A 16,365-nucleotide genomic window follows, 5' to 3' on the forward strand; every position below is an offset into this window, starting at 1 on the left:
AAAGGGGCAGATAACTAGTTTTTATTGCTAGGTATTTGCTCCTTCGTTATAGGCAATAAATAGGGAGTGGTAGCTTGCTAGGGCAAATAATTCAATATTTTCAAACAAATAGCGGACAATATTGGCAATATGTTGGTCAGCATATTGTTCTGACTGTCGTAACGCTTGTGATTTCAATGATCATTGCACTGCCATTAGGATATATTGGTTCGCAAATTAAACCGGTTGCTCAATTTTGTGTGATGTTTGCGCAACTGTTACGGATCATTCCTAGTTTGGCATTACTGTTCTTATTAATTCCATTTATTGGAACGGGGGTTGTCCCTGCGTTAATTGCTTTAATTGTTTTAGCGCTTCCGCCGTTGCTAATCAATACAATTCTTGGCTTTAATGAAGTGAGCCCACTGTATAAGGAAGTTGGGATAGCCCTAGGGATGGATCAGCGTCAATTACGCCGACAAATAGAAATTCCCCTTGCATTGCCCTATATTTTAAACGGAATAAAACTAGCATTGGTTGAAATCATTGCCAGTGCAACTTTAGCGACTTATATTGGTGCTGGTGGATTGGGAACTCTAATATTTACTGGCTTAGGCTTATACGATATGAGTTATGTGGTGATTGGCGCAGTAAGTGTTGCTATTTTATCTTTGCTAGCAATGATTAGCTTTGATTTTTTAATTAGAAAGGTACAAAAGCATGACAGAACCAATTATTCAATTTAAGCATGTTGAGAAGCGTTTTAACGATCAAACGGTGATTTCTGATCTTAATTTTACGGTCAACAAGGGTGAATTTATAACGATTCTTGGCTCATCTGGTTCAGGAAAAACTACTACCTTAAAAATGATCAATGGACTAATAACGCCAAGTGCGGGTGAGATATTAATTGATGGACAAAACCTTCGGGACCTTGATCTTGTAAAATTGCGGCGGCACATGGGGTACGTTGTCCAACAGATAGGATTATTTCCGCATATGACGATTGGTCAAAATATTGCAGTTGTGCCCAAAATGCTGCATTGGGATAAGAGAAAGATTAATAACCGTGTTACCGAATTACTAAGTCTTGTTCAACTAAACCCCACTGAATATATAAATCGGTATCCCCAACAATTATCTGGTGGTCAGCAACAGCGAGTGGGAGTGGCAAGGGCCTTAGCGACTAATCCGCCGTATGTGTTGTTTGATGAACCCTTTGGCGCGCTGGATGCCTTAACGAGAATGGAATTGCAACGAGAAGTAAAAAAGATTCATGAATCATTAGCAGAAAAGACTTTTATGTTTGTAACTCATGATATTAACGAGGCCTTATTTTTGGGACAACGAGTAATGATCATGCATGAAGGACGCATCGTTCAATTTGCTACGCCGGAAGAAATTGTTCACCATCCAGCAACTGAATTTGTTAAGCAGCTTTTAGGAACGATTCGCCAAAACCAAGATTTGTGGAGGCAACAATATGACTGAGTATTGGACTGAGAATTGGCCGATAATGCTTGATGATATGCGGCAACATGCAACGATGGTTCTTTCTTCATTAACAATTGCTTTAGTGATTGCAGTTATAATAATCTTATTGTTTTTGCGCCGTGAAAAGTGGCTTAACAGTTTGATCTATTTCTTTTCGCTCTTATATTCGATTCCAAGTTTTGCATTTTTTGCCTTACTCTTACCAATTTCTGGGTTAGGGATGAAGACGGCAATTATTGTTTTAACAATCTACTCTGAATATGTTTTATTGCGTTCCTTCATTACGGGAATTCGTGGTGTTGATCCACAATTAATCGAAGTTGGTGTTGGGATGGGGATGACATCTCGACAGGTTTTTTGCCAAATTCAATTGCCATTAGCATTACCAGCAATTTTTAGTGGAATCCAAGTGGCACTAGCTTCGACAATGGCAATGGCAACTATTGCGGCAACGATCAATGCCGGTGGGCTTGGTCAATTATTGTTTGAAGGACTACAGGGGCAACAGGTAGTGCCAATTTTGTGGGGAACAGTTTTGACAATGGCTTTAACGTTAGTGTGTGCAGGAATTGTTCAATTGATTTCGTGGACATTGTTGCATCGATGGAAAGGAGTATTAAATAACTGAGCAAGAAATTAGTAGTATTCACTGAGAATTCGTATAATCAAAATAGATAACGAAAACGAGGAGGGTGCTAAATGGATAAAAATGAATTAAAGAAATTAACGCCAATGCAATATGCCGTGACTCAAATGGGGGTTACTGAAAAACCATATAGTGGTAAATATGATCGATTTGATGAACCAGGCATTTATGTTGATGTTGTTAGTGGTGAACCATTATTTTCATCATTAGATAAATACGATGCAGGGTGCGGCTGGCCAGCATTTACTAAACCGATTAAGAAGCGTGTTCTTACAGAAAAACGCGATCAATCATTTGGAATAGAGCGGACCGAGGTAAGAAGTAAGGAAGCTGATTCGCATCTCGGGCATGTCTTTAATGACGGTCCAACTGATCGCGGAGGATTGCGCTACTGCATTAATTCAGCAGCTTTGCAGTTTATTCCAGTTGATAAATTGCAAAAAGAAGGCTACGGAGAATATCTAAATTTGTTTGATAAATAGAAAAATGAGGATGGAAGAAAATTTCTCCTATCCTCATTTTTCGTTTTAAAGTTTATTTTTCTTCTAAATATGGCATCATAAAGTTCAGGGTGACCACCTAATAAACGATTAGCATAATAGGCGACTAAAGTAATTAATGTCATACGCAGCCATTGAAATTATAATGACATTGACATAACAACTGGCTGGGATTATTCCCATATGGATAAGGATGGTTCCAGTCAATGCCCCGATAACTGTTCCTAAAACGAATAATGGCATGAAAATACCACCTGGGACAGTAGCACCAGTGCCACCGAAACGAAGGATGAAATAAACTAATAAAATCTATGCTGGTGTTTACCATCCACAAATAAACTTATAATTGAAGCTAATAAAATTACGGAAAAACTTACAACAGCGATTACGTTACTCAATAATGACATCATGGTAAACACCCTTTCTTAATAAAATTGACATCGCTTTCATCAACTACATTATAACATTAGTTAGCTAGAATTGATTAAAAAGCATCTCTTATTTTACTAATTAAAGTGTTTATTTAAACATCTTGTTTATTCTTTGAAAAAGTCGCGAATAATTTGCTTGTAAGCCTTAATTGTAGCAACGTAACTAGAAATGGTTGTATATTCATCAGTTTGATGAGCAACGTTCCAATCGTCACATCCTAAGATTACAACTGGAAGGTCAGGACGATTTAATGTAAATACACTTGCATCAGTTGCACCATTGATAATATCAAGCTTGGTATCATTTGGATAGTTTCGCTGGGCGGCATTGAGGGCAATTTGGATAAAATCATTGTTAGGTTCTGTGGCAATTGGATAGAAATCCTGAATAATTTTTAGTTCTAATTGGAAGGGAGTTGTGTGATTGATATATTCAAGCACATCGTTTAATCGATCTGTGACTTTAATATTATTAAATGCTGCCGTAGGACGGATATTTCCTTGCAAACTAGCACTGTCGGGGATGGTATTAACTTGCGATCCACCGTCGATAACGGTAATGCTATGTTGGACTTTTCCGAGGTATTGATCATCTTTGGTGTTATCAAAAAGATGTTTTTCTTCTTCGATAAACTTTAGCAGCCCTTCAATTGCATTAATACCATTTTGCGGGTGAGAACTATGGCAAGATTTTCCATAACTGGTAACGCGGTAATTCATACTCCCCGAGTGAGCAAAAATCACATTACCGCCAGTTGGCTCGCCGACTAATAATGCATCAAGGTCATCGGCAATCCCTTGCTTTTGTAAACGATAAGCTCCAGGAGTACCAAGTTCTTCTCCAGCAGTAGCGATAAATCTAACCGTTCCTGATGGCAGTTGCCCAGCTTCTTTCAATTCGATTAATACGATAGCTTGAGCAGCCAGTCCGCTTTTCATGTCAGCTGCTCCCCGACCAAAGACATAATCACCATTAATTTCACCACCAAAGGGATCATGTTGCCAGCGGTCTGGATTAGGTACTGCCACGGTGTCTTGGTGTCCAGTGAGCCCAAGAATTTTTTTGCTTTCACCAGTCCCAATTTCCGCAATCAGGTTTGCACGACGGTCACCGAATTCATCAACTTTTGAATCGATTCCGTGATTTGCTAAAAGTTTTTGTAAGTAGTGGGCCACTTCAACTTCATTTCCGTTAACAGAATGGATTTTTATTAAATCCTGCAGTACTTTGACTTTTTCACTGACTTCCATAGTGATCCCTCCTATATGTTAACGATCTTGGTGGTTAAGTTTCTTAGCTAAAATATCACCAATTACTTGAATAATTAAAACAAATAAAAGAACGAGGATAGTGGCGACAAGGGTTACGTCGTTATTAAATCGGTCGTAACCATATGAAATAGCGGTATTACCTAAACCGCCGGCACCAATTGCACCAGCCATTGCGGTAAGGCTAACTAAACTAATTAGTGTAACGGTGGAGACACGGACAAGTTCAGAACGTGCTTCACGAAGGTAAACGTCAATAATGATATCCCAGTTAGTAGCACCGATAGCTTGGGCAGCTTCAATTTTACCGTGGTCAACGCTTTCAAGCGCAACTTGAACTTGACGAGCATAGAAAGCAAATACGCCTAATGAAAGGGGAACTAATGCGGCGGTCGTTCCAATCTGTGTTCCAACAATCAATTGGGTGAAGGGGGCAATGAAGGCCAACAAAATGATAAATGGAATTGCCCGGAAAACAGATACAACCTTATCAACAATACTAAAAACAATTCGATTTTCTAAAATTCCCCCCGGCTCAGTAACCACAAGCGCTACTCCGAAGATTAATCCTAAAATTCCACCGAAGATAGCAGGCCAGAAAGTCATGTAGATGGTTTGGACGATTGAGGTACCCCAACCATTGTCACCACCCCAGCCAAGTTGAATTACATTTGGTATAAGATTATTCATTCCAAATCCTCCGATCATCAATCTTTGTTACAGTAACATCATTTTGCTTTAAGAAGTCAATAGCTTGTTGACGCTTATCAGCATCGCCCTTGATAACTACAAATAGGGTACCGACTGGGGAGCCGGCTAAGACTTCAATGTTTCCATAAAGCATGCTTGCTTCAACCTGGAGTTTCTTATATAACTCGATAATGATTGATTTAGTCACGTTATTTGCATCGTAGACTAATTGCAGTAACTCTTCGTCATCATCAAGGTGACCAAGATCGAATGCTTTAAGGGTATCGACTGCGGCTAAGGATCCTCCCACGAATTGCCGGGTTAGGTCCTGTTGTGGTTGGAGGAACACCTTTTGTAAGGTACCACGCTCAATAATTTGTCCATATTCCATGACAGCAATCTTATTAGCTACTCGTTTAACAGCGTCCATTTCATGGGTAATGAGGACAATTGTCAAATCTAATTTGTCATTGAGCCGTTTAAGAAGATCTAGAATCTGATTAGTGTTTTGAGGATCAAGGGCAGAAGTAGCTTCATCAGAAATTAGGATTTCAGGATCGTTAGCTAATGCCCGGGCAATTGAAACTCGTTGCTGTTCACCGCCAGATAATTGAACAGGATAGAATTCAGCTTTATCCTTTAAGCCAACTAAATCTAAAAGTTCAAGCGCCTTTTTCTCTTTTGCGTCATCGTCTAAGTCAGTATGTTTAAGAGCAAAAAGGACATTTTCAATTACTGAAGTTTCATTTAGTAAATTGAAGTGTTGAAAAATCATTCCAATTTTTCGCCGCTTTTCTTGTAACTCTTTATTACTAATTTGCTGTTGATGGTCTTTGAAAAAGACGGTTCCATTAACTGTTACTGACCCAGCAGAGGGGAGTTGTAGGAGATTGATTGTTCGAACTAATGTTGATTTACCAGCTCCAGAATAACCAACAATCCCATAAATATCGCCTTTCTCTACTTTTAAGGTAACATCTTTTACCGCATGAACAGTTTGTTTTCGCTGTTTGAAAGTTACGCTAATATTATCTAAGTCAATAATTGGGTTCGCCATATTAATCCTCCTTATTTATTGAAGTTAAGATCCCATGCTGGAATTTCAGCAGTACCGTAAAGCTTCTTGATTTCTTGCTTTGTCTTTTCTGTTTGGTAAGCACGTACAACATCTTTGTAAATCTTGTTATTCTTTTCACTACCTTTAACAGCAATTACGTTAACCCATTGTTTGGAATCTTTATTAATTGGTTCAACAAAAATTGCACTCTTGTAGTTAAGACCAGCTGCTTGAGCGTAATTAGTATTAACTACCGCGGCATCGACGTTATCTAATGACCGAGCTGTTTGATCAGCGGCTAATTCTTTAATTTTAAGATCGCGCGGGTTCTTGGAAATTGAATTTACAGTTGCAAGCTTTGTGCCTTTCTTTAGGTCGATCAAACCAGCATTCTTTAATGCGAATAATGCCCGTGATTCGTTTGAAGCATCGTTTGGCACTGCGATTGTTCCCCCATTAGGAATTTCCTTAACGCTCTTGTATTGCTTAGAGTAAAGACGGATTGGTGTGATGTAGGTGTCACCGATAGAAACAAGATCTGTCTTATGTGCTTTATTCCATGTTTGTAAGAATAGCTTGTGTTGGAATGAGTTTAAATCGACATCGCCATTTTCTAAGGCTTTATTTGGCTGGTTATAATCAGTAAACCGCTTGAACTTCAAAGTAACGTTGTACTTATCTTTAGCGGTTTTACTTACTGAATTCCAAATTTCATCGTCTTGTTTTGAACCAGCCATAATCCCAACAGTAACAGTTCGTTTTGCTTGTTGTTGCGGACGAATAAAACTAAAGTATCCGGCAATGACAACAATAAGTGCAACTACTGACCAAATAATGATATTTCTTCTTTTCTTTCTCTTCATAGTAAAAAGCTCCCTTTCAATCAATTAAATATTTTCGTTGGTTAATTGAAACGTTAGATTGCTAGTAAATAAAAAAGCACTCGTCCCTTTATTCAAAGGACGAGTGCTCGCGTTACCACCTTTATTTGCTGAATCTTCACAGACCCAGCCTCAGTAGGTTACTCTAATAAAATAATTAGAATTACCTAGCACTAATAACGTGTGCTAACCCGTTATCGACTAACAATCATCGATACCATTCCAAGCCCATCTTCAGTAGTTACGCTTGCTTCTTCACACCACCCAGAAGTTCTCTTGTAAGCCTCGCTACTTACTCTGCTTTTCGATATGTTTTAACGTTCAATTAATTATTATGTGTTTCATTATAATGGTTCTCTCATTTTTGTCAACGCATTTTTTAATTTAAATTTTACTCTATTTGAGTCATCAATCGTTTTACATGAGATTATAATAGTATTTATTAAAGATAGTAAGGATCGAAAATTAATGAATAAACCAGTAAAACTTGAGGATGTTGCTAAAAAAGCCGGCGTATCTAAAACAACTGTCTCGCGGGTGTTAAATAAGCGAGGCTATTTAAGTGAAGAAACAATTAAGAAAGTTCATAACGCAATGAAAGAGTTGGAATACCGTCCCAATGTTATTGCCCGCCAGCTTTTTAAACAAAAAACTAATTTAGTAGGGTTAGTTTTTCCAACGGTTAATAATCCATTTTTTGGTCAATTGGAGGCAGCGTTAGATACAGAACTATATCAGGCTGGCTATAAAGTTCTGATGGGAAATAGTCAAAACAACCCGCAAAAAGAACAAGAATATATACAACTTTTGCTCAACCACCAGATTGATGGGTTAATTATCGGGGCCCATAATGATCAAGACGTCCAATATAAGGAAAAGAATTTACCCATTGTATCAATTGAACGGTTAGTGAGTTCTCATATTCCAATGGTAGGTGTAAATAATTATGAAGGAGGACGGTTAGCGACGGAGCGTTTAGTAGAAATCGGTTGTCGCCATATTATCCATACTAATTATCCTCCGCATGAAGAATCGACAAATGGTCAAAGACGGCAGGGATATGAAGATGTAATGAAGGAAAAGGGATTGCCAGCGATTACCTATGCAGTTGATTTTGATTGGCCAGTTGAAGAGAAAAAGAAAGTATTTGAACAGATATTTAGTGAACATCCAGAAGTTGATGGAATTTTTGCTGATAATGATACCAATGCGGCATTAATTATGCAGGTAGCCCAAAAGTATGGGCGTAAGATTCCAGAAGATTTAAAGATAATTGGCTTTGATGGTGCCGATATCACTAAAGTTCTTTTTCCGGGATTAACAACAATTCAGCAACCAATCAATTTAATGGCTAAGGTAGCAGTTGAACTACTTGAACAGCAGATTAAGGGAGAGGTAATTGAAGATTCTGTTCAATTACCAGTGAAGCTAATTACAGGGGTAACAGCTTAATGTTACTCTTTTTTCATTTATTTATGTCAACCGGTTGACATAAATAAATGAAAGCGATACCATAAAGGCGTTAAAAATATCATAGTGATGTAAATGGTTAGTAAAAATGAGGTGACTTATATGCTGTTAGGAAGCATTGAAGCGGGTGGAACTAAATTTGTATGCGCGGTTGGAAATATCAATTACCAAATTAAGAAGGCGATTCATATTCCAACCACTACCCCTGAAGAGACGTTGCAAAACTGCATTGATTTCTTTAAGCAGTTTGATGATCTGAGTGCAATTGGGGTGGCCTCATTTGGTCCGATTGAAATTCGTCGCAGTTCACCAAAATATGGTTTTATCACTAATACCCCGAAAAAAGGATGGCAAGATGTTGATTTTGTTGGCACCCTAAAGAAGGCGTTTGATGTTCCAATTGCTTGGACTACTGATGTAAACGGATCAGCATACGGAGAATATGTTTTATCAACCTTATTTAACAAACGGATCCATTCCTTGGTTTACTACACAATAGGTACAGGTGTTGGGGCTGGCTGTGTAATTGATGGTAAATTTGTTGGCGAATTAGGTCACCCAGAAATGGGGCATATTCGGTTAAAGCGGCATCCTGATGATCTTGATTTTAAAGGAATTTGTCCATATCACGGGGACTGTCTTGAAGGTCTTGTAAGTGGACCGACATTTGAAGCACGATTAGGTAAGAGTGGGCGCGATGTTCCATTAACTGACCATGTTTGGGATATTATGGCTTACTATGTTGCGCAAGCGGCCCTTGATGCTACTTTAATGTTCCGTCCCGGACAGATCGTTTTTGGGGGAGGAGTAGTTAGTGAGGAATTCTTAAAGAAAGTACGCCGTGAATTTAAGAAGTTACTTAATGATTACGTTAATGTTGGTAATGTTGACGAATACATTACGATGCCATTAGCTCAGAATAATGGTTCAGCAACAATCGGTGATTTTGCCTTAGCATTGAAAGCTGCAACTGAATAATATATTTAGCGAGAATGAGACAAATGGATGAGAAAAAATTTATCGTTTGGCTAGGAAGAATTGCCAGTGTAATTGCTGTCTTAATGTATATTTCATATATTGCTCAGATTTATAATAATTTGCATGGGCACTATGCGGCACCTCTCCAACCTTTTGTCGCTGGAATAAACTGTACTTTGTGGAGTATCTATGCTTACTTCAAGACGAATCGTGATTGGCCAGTGTTTTGGGTGAGCTTTCCTGGAATTTTCTTTAGTTTTGCAACATTCTTAACTTGTTTTCCCTGGTAAGAGAGTAAAAATATCATTAAGTGGGTGTTCTCACCTGCTTTTTTTATTTTTAGCACTTCTGGTAATTAAAAAAAGATTATGTTAATATTAGAAAACAATTAAAACATTAACCTATAATTGAAAGGGGTCTTAGTAATGACACGAAAAGTTGGAGTTATCGGAATGGGTAATGTGGGTTCAACCGTTGCGCACTATATTGTGGCGATGGGATTTGCAGATGACCTAGTTCTGATTGACAAAAACGATGCAAAGGTTAAGGCAGATGCACTTGATTTTGAAGACGCGATGGCTAATTTGCCTTTCCATACCAATATTACTGTTAATAACTACAGTGCATTGAAGGATGCAGATGTAATTGTATCTGCATTAGGAAATATCAAACTCCAAGATAACCCTAATGCTGATCGTTTTGCGGAACTTCCATTTACCCGGCAAGCGGTAAAAGAGGTTGCGCAAAAGATTAAGGAAAGCGGCTTTAAGGGCAAGATTGTGGCTATTACTAACCCGGTTGATGTTATTACTTCGCTTTATCAAAAAATAACTGGTCTTCCGAAGAACCATGTATTAGGAACAGGAACGCTGCTTGATTCTGCACGAATGAAGCGGGCAGTGGCTGAACGACTTAATTTGGATCCGCGTTCTGTGGATGGCTATAATCTTGGTGAGCACGGTAATTCTCAATTCACAGCATGGTCTACCGTTCGCGTTCTTGGTCGTCCTTTAACTGAATTAGCAGATAAGCGTGGACTAGACTTAGAAGAGCTTGATAAGGAAGCTAAGATGGGCGGCTGGACCGTCTTCCAAGGAAAGAAGTATACTAATTATGGGGTTGCAACGGCAGCTGTTAAGCTTGTCAATGCAATTTTATCCGATTCATTAACTGAATTACCGGTATCAAATTTCCGTGAAGAATATGGAGTCTACTTATCTTACCCAGCAGTGGTTGGGCGTGATGGAGTTGTAGAACAAGCTCAACTTGATTTGACAGATGAAGAGCTACAAAAGCTGCAAACATCAGCGGATTTCATTAAGGAGAAATATCAAGAAAGTTTGCAAGCAAAAGATTAAGGAAAATTTAAATAAAGAAAATAGACTAGCATAAAAAATTTATGCATGGTAGAGTTGCTTCTATACTTAACAAATAAAAGTGGCGTCATCAAATAAATTTGGTGGCACCACTTTTATTCTGTAAAAATATAGAAAGGAAATATATCATGACAAAAGAAGTAAAGCGTATAATCTTTGTAGTTCTTTTTTGTGAGTTTTTGATTTGTCTTGGAATGAGTCTTATCTTCCCAGTTGAACCGTTCATTAAAAATGAATATCACTTTACTGCCTTTGACATGGGAGTGATGTCTTCCCTATTTGCGTTTGTACAATTTATTGCTTCTCCCATTGTTGGTCGGATTTCAGACAAGGTTGGACGAAAGCCAATGTTAGTATGGGGATTGCTGATATTTGCGATTGCTGAATTCGTTTTTGCCTTAGCACAGCATTTATGGTTATTTGACCTATCGCGGGCTGTGGATGGATTATCGGCAGCTATGTTTGTACCAACGTCAATGGCATTAGCGGCGGACATTACTAGTGAAAAAGACCGCGCCAAAGTTATTGGTTGGTTATCAGCGGCTTTTAGTGGAGGATTGATTTTAGGACCGGGGCTTGGTGGAATGTTAGCGCATGTAAATTATAAATTTCCATTTTGGGTTGCTGGTATTCTAGGCTTGATTAGTACGGTTGTTGCTTGGCGCTTTTTACCTCACGATGAGGATGAACTATTCAAGAGTGAAACTAAAAATCCTGAAAATGAATTATTGACTGGTGGTTGGAGTCAATTGAAACAAATTATGACCCCAATACTAATTACGCTCTTTGGAATGATCTTTGTAGCTTCATTTGGGTTAGCGGGCTTTGAAAGTATCTATAGTTTATATGTCAATGAAGTTCATAATTTTGACTTAAACGCAATTGCGCTTGTTTTAACGCTCAATGGGATTATTTCACTTATCCTGCAAGTATTTTTCTTTGATCGGCTAGTTCGCTGGCTGGGAGAAGTTCGACTAATGCGATACAGTTTTTTCCTTAGTTTAGTTGGAACGATCATGGTGATTTATGATCATAATCATTGGCATATTATTATTGCAACCTTGTTTGTTTTTGAAGCATTCGATATGTTACGCCCAACAATTACTACATTATTAACTAAGATGAGCAAGACAAATCAAGGATTATTGAACGGAGTAAATATGTCATTAACAAGTGTGGGAAATATTATTGGTCCCCTTATTAGTGGTTATTTATTAGATGTAAATTATCAATATCCATATTGGTTTGTATCGATATTCCTAATTATTTCCTGGGTAATAACACTTGTTTTAGGACGGGAAAGAAAAGCAGCTACTAACGACTAAACGTTTAATGTTTTTATTCTTAAATTAAGAAAATGAAATAGCGAGGAATTAGGAAAAATAAAATTTTTCTAATTTCTCGCTATTGTTGTATTTATGCTTAATTTTGTTGTGCCTGTTGCAGTGTATCCTTGGTTGCTTCTTTAATCGCACGACTTGTTGCGCTGGCCCCAGTGATGCCATCCACGTCTGCACTATTAGCTGCAATAATTTTGCCGGGAAGTTCATCCAAAGCCCATTGACCCATTTCAGATTCATGATGTTTGATTATTTGTAAATTTTGAATTTTATCGTCTTGGTAGGTTAATAAAACTTCTAATTCACCACCATAGGCACTAAAGCCATTTCCAATATATTGATTTTCTTCTATTTCTCTCATTTTAATATCCATAATTATTTGAGTTAAATTACATTATTTTGGCCTGTTACGCAGAGTGATAGTAGTGGGCAAGTCTGACACTTAGGATTTCTTGCCGTGCAGACATACCTACCCCAAAAAATCATACTATGATGAGCATCTAACCAGCGTTCAGGAGGAATAGTTTTCATTAATTTCTTTTCAATTGCAAGAATGGATGCTTGGGGATCTACCATTCTTAGGCGACGGGCAACACGACTAACGTGGGTATCAACTGGGAAAGCAGGAATATTAAAGCATTCTGCGAGGACAACGTCAGCAACTTTCCTACCGACCCCAGATAAGGTCATTAGCTCCTTGAGAGTGTGAGGAACCTCACCATTAAAGTCAGTGACAATTTGCCGTGACGTTTTGACTAAAAATTTAGCTTTATTTCGATAAAGCCCTAATCTTTTTATATAAGATTCAACTTCCTCGGGTTCAGCGCCTGCTAAATCTGCTGGCAGAGGAAAGCGAGCGAATAACGCTGGCGTTACCTCATTGACAGATCGATCTGTTGATTGTGCACTTAGGATTGTAGCTAAGAGAAAGTGAAAGTTTGTGTCAGCAGTCAAGGTTGTTCCTGCCTCAGGAAATGTTTGCCGCATGACTTTAATTGAGTAACGAATTTCATCTGGTGATAACATATAAAATCACTCTTTCCGAATATGATTATAACCATTTTAACCCGAATGATTAAAATAGCGAAGAAGAATAACTACATTTTATACTCATTAAATTCTTATTTGTAAAATTTGAGTTTAACAATATGACACCAATTTAGGTTAAGAAAAAAATGTTTAATAATGATGTAATTGTAGAAAACGCTTTCTTTGATTAATTTAAATAAACGATTGACCTAGGGAAGGCGCCTTGGTAAAATGTATTAAAGATTTTCTTATAATTCTAATCGAAATTTAATTATTCAAAAAAGGAGGATGATTATGAGTTTTTGGAAAACAATTACACGTAAAGAAGACCCGCGTGTTTACGATAATAAAGACGGTCATTTGGTTCGATCTTTGAAGGTGCGGGATTTTTTAGCTTTAGGTGTTGGAACGATTGTGTCCACTTCCATTTTCACTCTTCCTGGTGAAGTGGCCGCAATGCATACCGGCCCTTCAGTAGTTATCTCTTTTTTAATTGCTGCGATCGTGGCGGGACTAGTTGCCTTCGCCTATGCAGAAATGGCTGCTGCAATGCCGTTTGCCGGTTCAGCATATTCATGGATTAACGTCGTGTTTGGAGAGTTTTTTGGTTGGATCGCTGGTTGGGCACTATTAGCTGAATACTTTATTGCTTTGGCCTTTGTTGGGTCTGGTCTCTCTGCTAACTTCCGGGCATTGTTTGTTCCGCTTGGCTGGAAACTGCCAGCTTCATTATCAAATGCTTTTGGTACAGAAGGCGGAGTTGTTGATATTGTTTCAGTTGTTGTAATTATTTTAGTAGCCCTCTTAATTTCACGTGGGGTATCCCAAGCTGCTCGTGTTGAAAACCTCCTTGTTATCCTCAAAGTTTTTGCAATTTTACTTTTTATTGTTGTTGGCTTAACAGCTATAAAAGCAAGCAATTTTATGCCGTTTATCCCAAAATATCACGAAACAGCTAATGGTGCATTTGGTGGTTGGCAAGGTATTTATGCCGGGGTATCGATGATTTTCCTTTCTTATATCGGATTTGACTCAATTGCTGCTAATTCAGCGGAGGCAATCAATCCACAGAAAACGATGCCACGTGGAATCCTTGGTTCCTTAGTAATCGCGGTTGTGCTTTTTATCGCAGTTAGTCTTGTATTGATTGGGGTATTACCATATCAACAATATGCTAACAGTGCTGAACCGGTTGGACTTGCATTACGTGCAGCTTATCATAGTGGTGTAGCAACTGTTGTTCAAACAATTGCGGTTCTAGGAATGTTTACCGCCTTAATTGGGATGAGTATGGCTGGTTCGCGGTTGATTTACTCATTTGGTCGTGATGGAATGCTACCAAAATGGCTTGGAAAACTTGATGAAGATAATCGACCAAACCGTGCACTTTGGACACTTACAATTGGTGCGGTTTTAATCGGTGCTTTCTTTCCATTCGCATTTCTTTCTCAGTTGATCTCAGCCGGTACATTGATTGCCTTTATGTTTGTTTCACTTGGTATTTATGCATTACGTCGTCGTGAAGGAAAAGATATTCCAGACCCTTCGTTTAAGATGCCATTCTATCCAGTATTACCAGCTCTTGGTTTTCTTGCTTCATTACTTGTGTTTATGGGGTTAGATTACCAGGCAAAACTTTATGCTGGTATCTGGTTTGTCTTTGGCTTAATTATTTACTTTGCTTATGGAATGCGTCACTCGTCACTGGCAAAGAAAGAAGATGGACAAAATGTTAAAAACGAAACTGAAGCAGGAGAAGACGAATAGAGATGTTTTATTAGAAGAAGAAAATGCATTTGCGACTGCTGCCCGGATTAAGTACTATGATATTGTATTAGATCATGGACAGGGCGCAACAGTTACTGATATTGAAGGTAATAATTATATCGATTTGCTTGCCAGTGCTAGTTCAACTAATACTGGCCATGCACATCCGCGAGTAGTCCAGGCTATTCAAGACCAAGCAGCTAAAATGATTCAGTATACTCCAGCGTACTTTGCTAATTCGCAAGCAGCGCGGTTAGCACCTCGATTAGCAGAATTGGCGCCGATAAGTGGACCAGTTGAAATGGTATGGGGTAATTCTGGTTCGGATGCTAACGATGCAATTATTAAATTTGCCCGAGCATATACTGGTCGTCAATATATTATTTCCTTTACAGGGGCCTATCATGGATCAACTTACGGTTCAATGAGCTTATCAGGTGTTTCATTAAATATGACAAGAAAAATGGGTCCAATGCTACCAGGCGTAGTAAAGGTGCCATTCCCTAGTCCATGGGAACGATTGACTAATGAAAGTGACGAAGCGTTTGTTGAGCGGATGTTTCATCAATTTATGTTACCTTTTGAAACTTATTTACCGGTGGATGAAGTAGCGGCAATTCTTATTGAACCAATTCAGGGTGATGGGGGAATTGTAAAAACTCCGCCTGCTTATATGCAAAAGGTATATGAGTTTGCTAAAGCTAATGGAATTCTCTTTGCCGTTGATGAAGTTAATCAGGGCATGGGCCGTACTGGTAAGTGGTGGTCTATTCAACATTTTGGGATTGAGCCGGATTTAATGTCTGTTGGGAAGTCCTTAGCATCCGGAATGCCGCTTAGTGCAATGATTGGTCGTAAAGAGATTCTGGAATCACTAGGTGCGCCAGCTAATGTTTATACTACAGCCGGCAATCCGATTACGACTGCGGCAGCGAATGCGACCTTAGATGTTATTCAGAATGAGCACCTTTTAGAGCGTTCACAACGACTTGGTAAAAAAGCAACTCAATTTTTTAAGCTTGAACAGCAAAAATATCCCTTCGTGGGTGATGTTCGAATGTATGGGCTTGATGGTGGTATTGATATCATCGATCCAACGACAGGAAAAGGTGATACAGAAGCAACAACCAAGTTAATGTATCGCATCTTTGAATTAGGGGCGATTATCATTAGCTTACGGGGAAGCATTCTTCGTTTCCAGCCACCATTGGTTATTACAGAAAATGAATTAGATCAAGCTTTTGCGATGATTGATCAAGCATTTGCGGAATTAGCTGCTGGCAAATTAGCGGCTCCCGCAAATGCAGAAGAGTTAGGTTGGTAACTCTTGCAATTTAAGACCATCTTCGGGTATACTTTAAGCGCCATCTTAGCTCAGCTAGGTAGAGCACATCCATGGTAAGGATGAGGTCGGCGGTTCGAACCCGCTAGATGGCTTTAGAGTAGCTAAAAGGAGGT

Annotated in this window: 18 protein-coding genes, 1 tRNA gene and 1 other annotated feature; of the genes, 12 read left to right on the forward strand and 7 right to left on the reverse strand. The window is 38.7% G+C overall.

Annotated elements, in window-relative coordinates; translation table 11 throughout:
• Nucleotides 1–59 precede the first annotated feature (59 nt).
• The 4 genes from H5S10_RS06235 to msrB all read left to right on the forward strand — a co-directional run bounded on the left by H5S10_RS06235 (nucleotide 60) and on the right by msrB (nucleotide 2,601).
• The gene (locus tag H5S10_RS06235) at nucleotides 60–725 is read left to right on the forward strand and encodes an ABC transporter permease (protein ID WP_182586574.1); all 666 of its coding nucleotides are present in this window, start codon (nucleotides 60–62) and stop codon (nucleotides 723–725) included.
• Nucleotides 700–1,470 (forward strand): ABC transporter ATP-binding protein, encoded by a 771-nt coding sequence (locus H5S10_RS06240; RefSeq protein WP_182586559.1) that lies wholly within the window; start codon nucleotides 700–702, stop codon nucleotides 1,468–1,470. The genes H5S10_RS06235 and H5S10_RS06240 overlap by 26 nt, the downstream gene beginning before the upstream one ends.
• The gene (locus H5S10_RS06245; protein ID WP_182589076.1) at nucleotides 1,463–2,101 is read left to right on the forward strand and encodes an ABC transporter permease; all 639 of its coding nucleotides are present in this window, start codon (nucleotides 1,463–1,465) and stop codon (nucleotides 2,099–2,101) included. The genes H5S10_RS06240 and H5S10_RS06245 overlap by 8 nt, the downstream gene beginning before the upstream one ends.
• Nucleotides 2,102–2,172: 71 nt before the next feature.
• A complete protein-coding gene (msrB, locus tag H5S10_RS06250; protein ID WP_182589077.1) occupies nucleotides 2,173–2,601 on the forward strand; it encodes a peptide-methionine (R)-S-oxide reductase MsrB in 429 nt (142 codons plus the stop codon).
• A 108-nt stretch (nucleotides 2,602–2,709) separates the two neighbouring features.
• On the opposite strand, the gene H5S10_RS10305 is transcribed toward msrB, so the two are convergent.
• The 5 genes from H5S10_RS10305 to H5S10_RS06275 form a co-directional block, all read right to left on the reverse strand.
• Nucleotides 2,710–2,928 (reverse strand): chloride channel protein, encoded by a 219-nt coding sequence (locus H5S10_RS10305; protein WP_325064752.1) that lies wholly within the window; start codon nucleotides 2,926–2,928, stop codon nucleotides 2,710–2,712.
• Between the two features lie 227 nt (nucleotides 2,929–3,155).
• Complete coding sequence (locus H5S10_RS06260) at nucleotides 3,156–4,301, reverse strand: ArgE/DapE family deacylase (protein ID WP_182589078.1); 1,146 nt, start codon at nucleotides 4,299–4,301, stop codon at nucleotides 3,156–3,158.
• Nucleotides 4,302–4,319: 18 nt separating this feature from the next.
• Nucleotides 4,320–5,027, reverse strand: a complete 708-nt coding sequence (locus tag H5S10_RS06265; RefSeq protein WP_019252293.1) for a methionine ABC transporter permease — start codon at nucleotides 5,025–5,027, stop codon at nucleotides 4,320–4,322.
• Nucleotides 5,002–6,066, reverse strand: coding sequence for a methionine ABC transporter ATP-binding protein (locus tag H5S10_RS06270; protein WP_182589079.1), 1,065 nt, complete (start codon nucleotides 6,064–6,066; stop codon nucleotides 5,002–5,004). The genes H5S10_RS06265 and H5S10_RS06270 overlap by 26 nt, the downstream gene beginning before the upstream one ends.
• Before the next feature lie 11 nt (nucleotides 6,067–6,077).
• On the reverse strand, nucleotides 6,078–6,929 hold the full coding sequence (locus H5S10_RS06275; protein WP_182589080.1) for a MetQ/NlpA family ABC transporter substrate-binding protein: 852 nt from the start codon (nucleotides 6,927–6,929) through the stop codon (nucleotides 6,078–6,080).
• A gap of 92 nt (nucleotides 6,930–7,021) precedes the next feature.
• Nucleotides 7,022–7,264: a binding site (T-box leader), on the reverse strand.
• Nucleotides 7,265–7,415: 151 nt separating this feature from the next.
• Between H5S10_RS06275 and H5S10_RS06280 the strand changes: the two genes are divergently transcribed.
• The 5 genes from H5S10_RS06280 to H5S10_RS06300 all read left to right on the forward strand — a co-directional run bounded on the left by H5S10_RS06280 (nucleotide 7,416) and on the right by H5S10_RS06300 (nucleotide 12,096).
• A complete protein-coding gene (locus tag H5S10_RS06280; RefSeq protein ID WP_182589081.1) occupies nucleotides 7,416–8,399 on the forward strand; it encodes a LacI family DNA-binding transcriptional regulator in 984 nt (327 codons plus the stop codon).
• Between the two features lie 120 nt (nucleotides 8,400–8,519).
• Nucleotides 8,520–9,395, forward strand: a complete 876-nt coding sequence (gene scrK / locus H5S10_RS06285) for a fructokinase ScrK (RefSeq protein WP_182589082.1) — start codon at nucleotides 8,520–8,522, stop codon at nucleotides 9,393–9,395.
• A gap of 23 nt (nucleotides 9,396–9,418) precedes the next feature.
• Entirely contained in the window at nucleotides 9,419–9,685 is a 267-nt protein-coding gene (locus H5S10_RS06290) for a hypothetical protein (protein WP_182589083.1), read from the forward strand.
• 135 nt (nucleotides 9,686–9,820) lie between these two features.
• The gene (locus H5S10_RS06295; RefSeq protein ID WP_182586553.1) at nucleotides 9,821–10,753 is read left to right on the forward strand and encodes an L-lactate dehydrogenase; all 933 of its coding nucleotides are present in this window, start codon (nucleotides 9,821–9,823) and stop codon (nucleotides 10,751–10,753) included.
• 146 nt (nucleotides 10,754–10,899) lie between these two features.
• Nucleotides 10,900–12,096 (forward strand): MFS transporter, encoded by a 1,197-nt coding sequence (locus H5S10_RS06300; RefSeq protein WP_072575169.1) that lies wholly within the window; start codon nucleotides 10,900–10,902, stop codon nucleotides 12,094–12,096.
• Nucleotides 12,097–12,193: 97 nt separating this feature from the next.
• Here the strand turns inward: H5S10_RS06300 and H5S10_RS06305 are convergent, their stop codons facing one another.
• Both H5S10_RS06305 and nth read right to left on the reverse strand, forming a co-directional pair.
• Nucleotides 12,194–12,484, reverse strand: coding sequence for an FMN-binding protein (locus H5S10_RS06305; RefSeq protein WP_182589084.1), 291 nt, complete (start codon nucleotides 12,482–12,484; stop codon nucleotides 12,194–12,196).
• A gap of 11 nt (nucleotides 12,485–12,495) precedes the next feature.
• A complete protein-coding gene (gene nth / locus H5S10_RS06310; protein WP_182589085.1) occupies nucleotides 12,496–13,137 on the reverse strand; it encodes an endonuclease III in 642 nt (213 codons plus the stop codon).
• 297 nt (nucleotides 13,138–13,434) lie between these two features.
• Here nth and H5S10_RS06315 point away from each other — a divergent pair, with 297 nt between their 5' ends.
• The 3 genes from H5S10_RS06315 (at nucleotide 13,435) to H5S10_RS06325 (ending at nucleotide 16,344) form a co-directional block, all read left to right on the forward strand.
• Nucleotides 13,435–14,907, forward strand: coding sequence for an APC family permease (locus H5S10_RS06315; RefSeq protein ID WP_182589086.1), 1,473 nt, complete (start codon nucleotides 13,435–13,437; stop codon nucleotides 14,905–14,907).
• Nucleotides 14,870–16,231, forward strand: coding sequence for an aspartate aminotransferase family protein (locus tag H5S10_RS06320; protein WP_182589087.1), 1,362 nt, complete (start codon nucleotides 14,870–14,872; stop codon nucleotides 16,229–16,231). The genes H5S10_RS06315 and H5S10_RS06320 overlap by 38 nt, the downstream gene beginning before the upstream one ends.
• A gap of 39 nt (nucleotides 16,232–16,270) precedes the next feature.
• A tRNA-Thr gene (locus H5S10_RS06325) sits at nucleotides 16,271–16,344 on the forward strand.
• The last annotated feature ends 21 nt before the right edge of the window (nucleotides 16,345–16,365 follow it).

The sequence above is a fragment of the Limosilactobacillus balticus genome (assembly GCF_014145615.1).
In the GTDB taxonomy this organism is placed as follows: Bacteria; Bacillota; Bacilli; order Lactobacillales; family Lactobacillaceae; genus Limosilactobacillus; species Limosilactobacillus balticus.

Bases quoted from the DNA above. Each gene is read 5' to 3' on its own strand.
- H5S10_RS06240 (WP_182586559.1), top strand. From the start codon at position 700: ATGACAGAACCAATTATTCAATTTAAGCATGTTGAGAAGCGTTTTAAC.
- H5S10_RS06245 (WP_182589076.1), top strand. From the start codon at position 1,463: ATGACTGAGTATTGGACTGAGAATTGGCCGATAATGCTTGATGATATG.
- msrB (WP_182589077.1), top strand. From the start codon at position 2,173: ATGGATAAAAATGAATTAAAGAAATTAACGCCAATGCAATATGCCGTG.
- H5S10_RS06260 (WP_182589078.1), bottom strand. From the start codon at position 4,301: ATGGAAGTCAGTGAAAAAGTCAAAGTACTGCAGGATTTAATAAAAATC.
- H5S10_RS06265 (WP_019252293.1), bottom strand. From the start codon at position 5,027: ATGATCGGAGGATTTGGAATGAATAATCTTATACCAAATGTAATTCAA.
- H5S10_RS06270 (WP_182589079.1), bottom strand. From the start codon at position 6,066: ATGGCGAACCCAATTATTGACTTAGATAATATTAGCGTAACTTTCAAA.
- H5S10_RS06275 (WP_182589080.1), bottom strand. From the start codon at position 6,929: ATGAAGAGAAAGAAAAGAAGAAATATCATTATTTGGTCAGTAGTTGCA.
- H5S10_RS06280 (WP_182589081.1), top strand. From the start codon at position 7,416: ATGAATAAACCAGTAAAACTTGAGGATGTTGCTAAAAAAGCCGGCGTA.
- scrK (WP_182589082.1), top strand. From the start codon at position 8,520: ATGCTGTTAGGAAGCATTGAAGCGGGTGGAACTAAATTTGTATGCGCG.
- H5S10_RS06290 (WP_182589083.1), top strand. From the start codon at position 9,419: ATGGATGAGAAAAAATTTATCGTTTGGCTAGGAAGAATTGCCAGTGTA.
- H5S10_RS06295 (WP_182586553.1), top strand. From the start codon at position 9,821: ATGACACGAAAAGTTGGAGTTATCGGAATGGGTAATGTGGGTTCAACC.
- H5S10_RS06300 (WP_072575169.1), top strand. From the start codon at position 10,900: ATGACAAAAGAAGTAAAGCGTATAATCTTTGTAGTTCTTTTTTGTGAG.
- H5S10_RS06305 (WP_182589084.1), bottom strand. From the start codon at position 12,484: ATGGATATTAAAATGAGAGAAATAGAAGAAAATCAATATATTGGAAAT.
- nth (WP_182589085.1), bottom strand. From the start codon at position 13,137: ATGTTATCACCAGATGAAATTCGTTACTCAATTAAAGTCATGCGGCAA.
- H5S10_RS06315 (WP_182589086.1), top strand. From the start codon at position 13,435: ATGAGTTTTTGGAAAACAATTACACGTAAAGAAGACCCGCGTGTTTAC.
- H5S10_RS06320 (WP_182589087.1), top strand. From the start codon at position 14,870: ATGTTAAAAACGAAACTGAAGCAGGAGAAGACGAATAGAGATGTTTTA.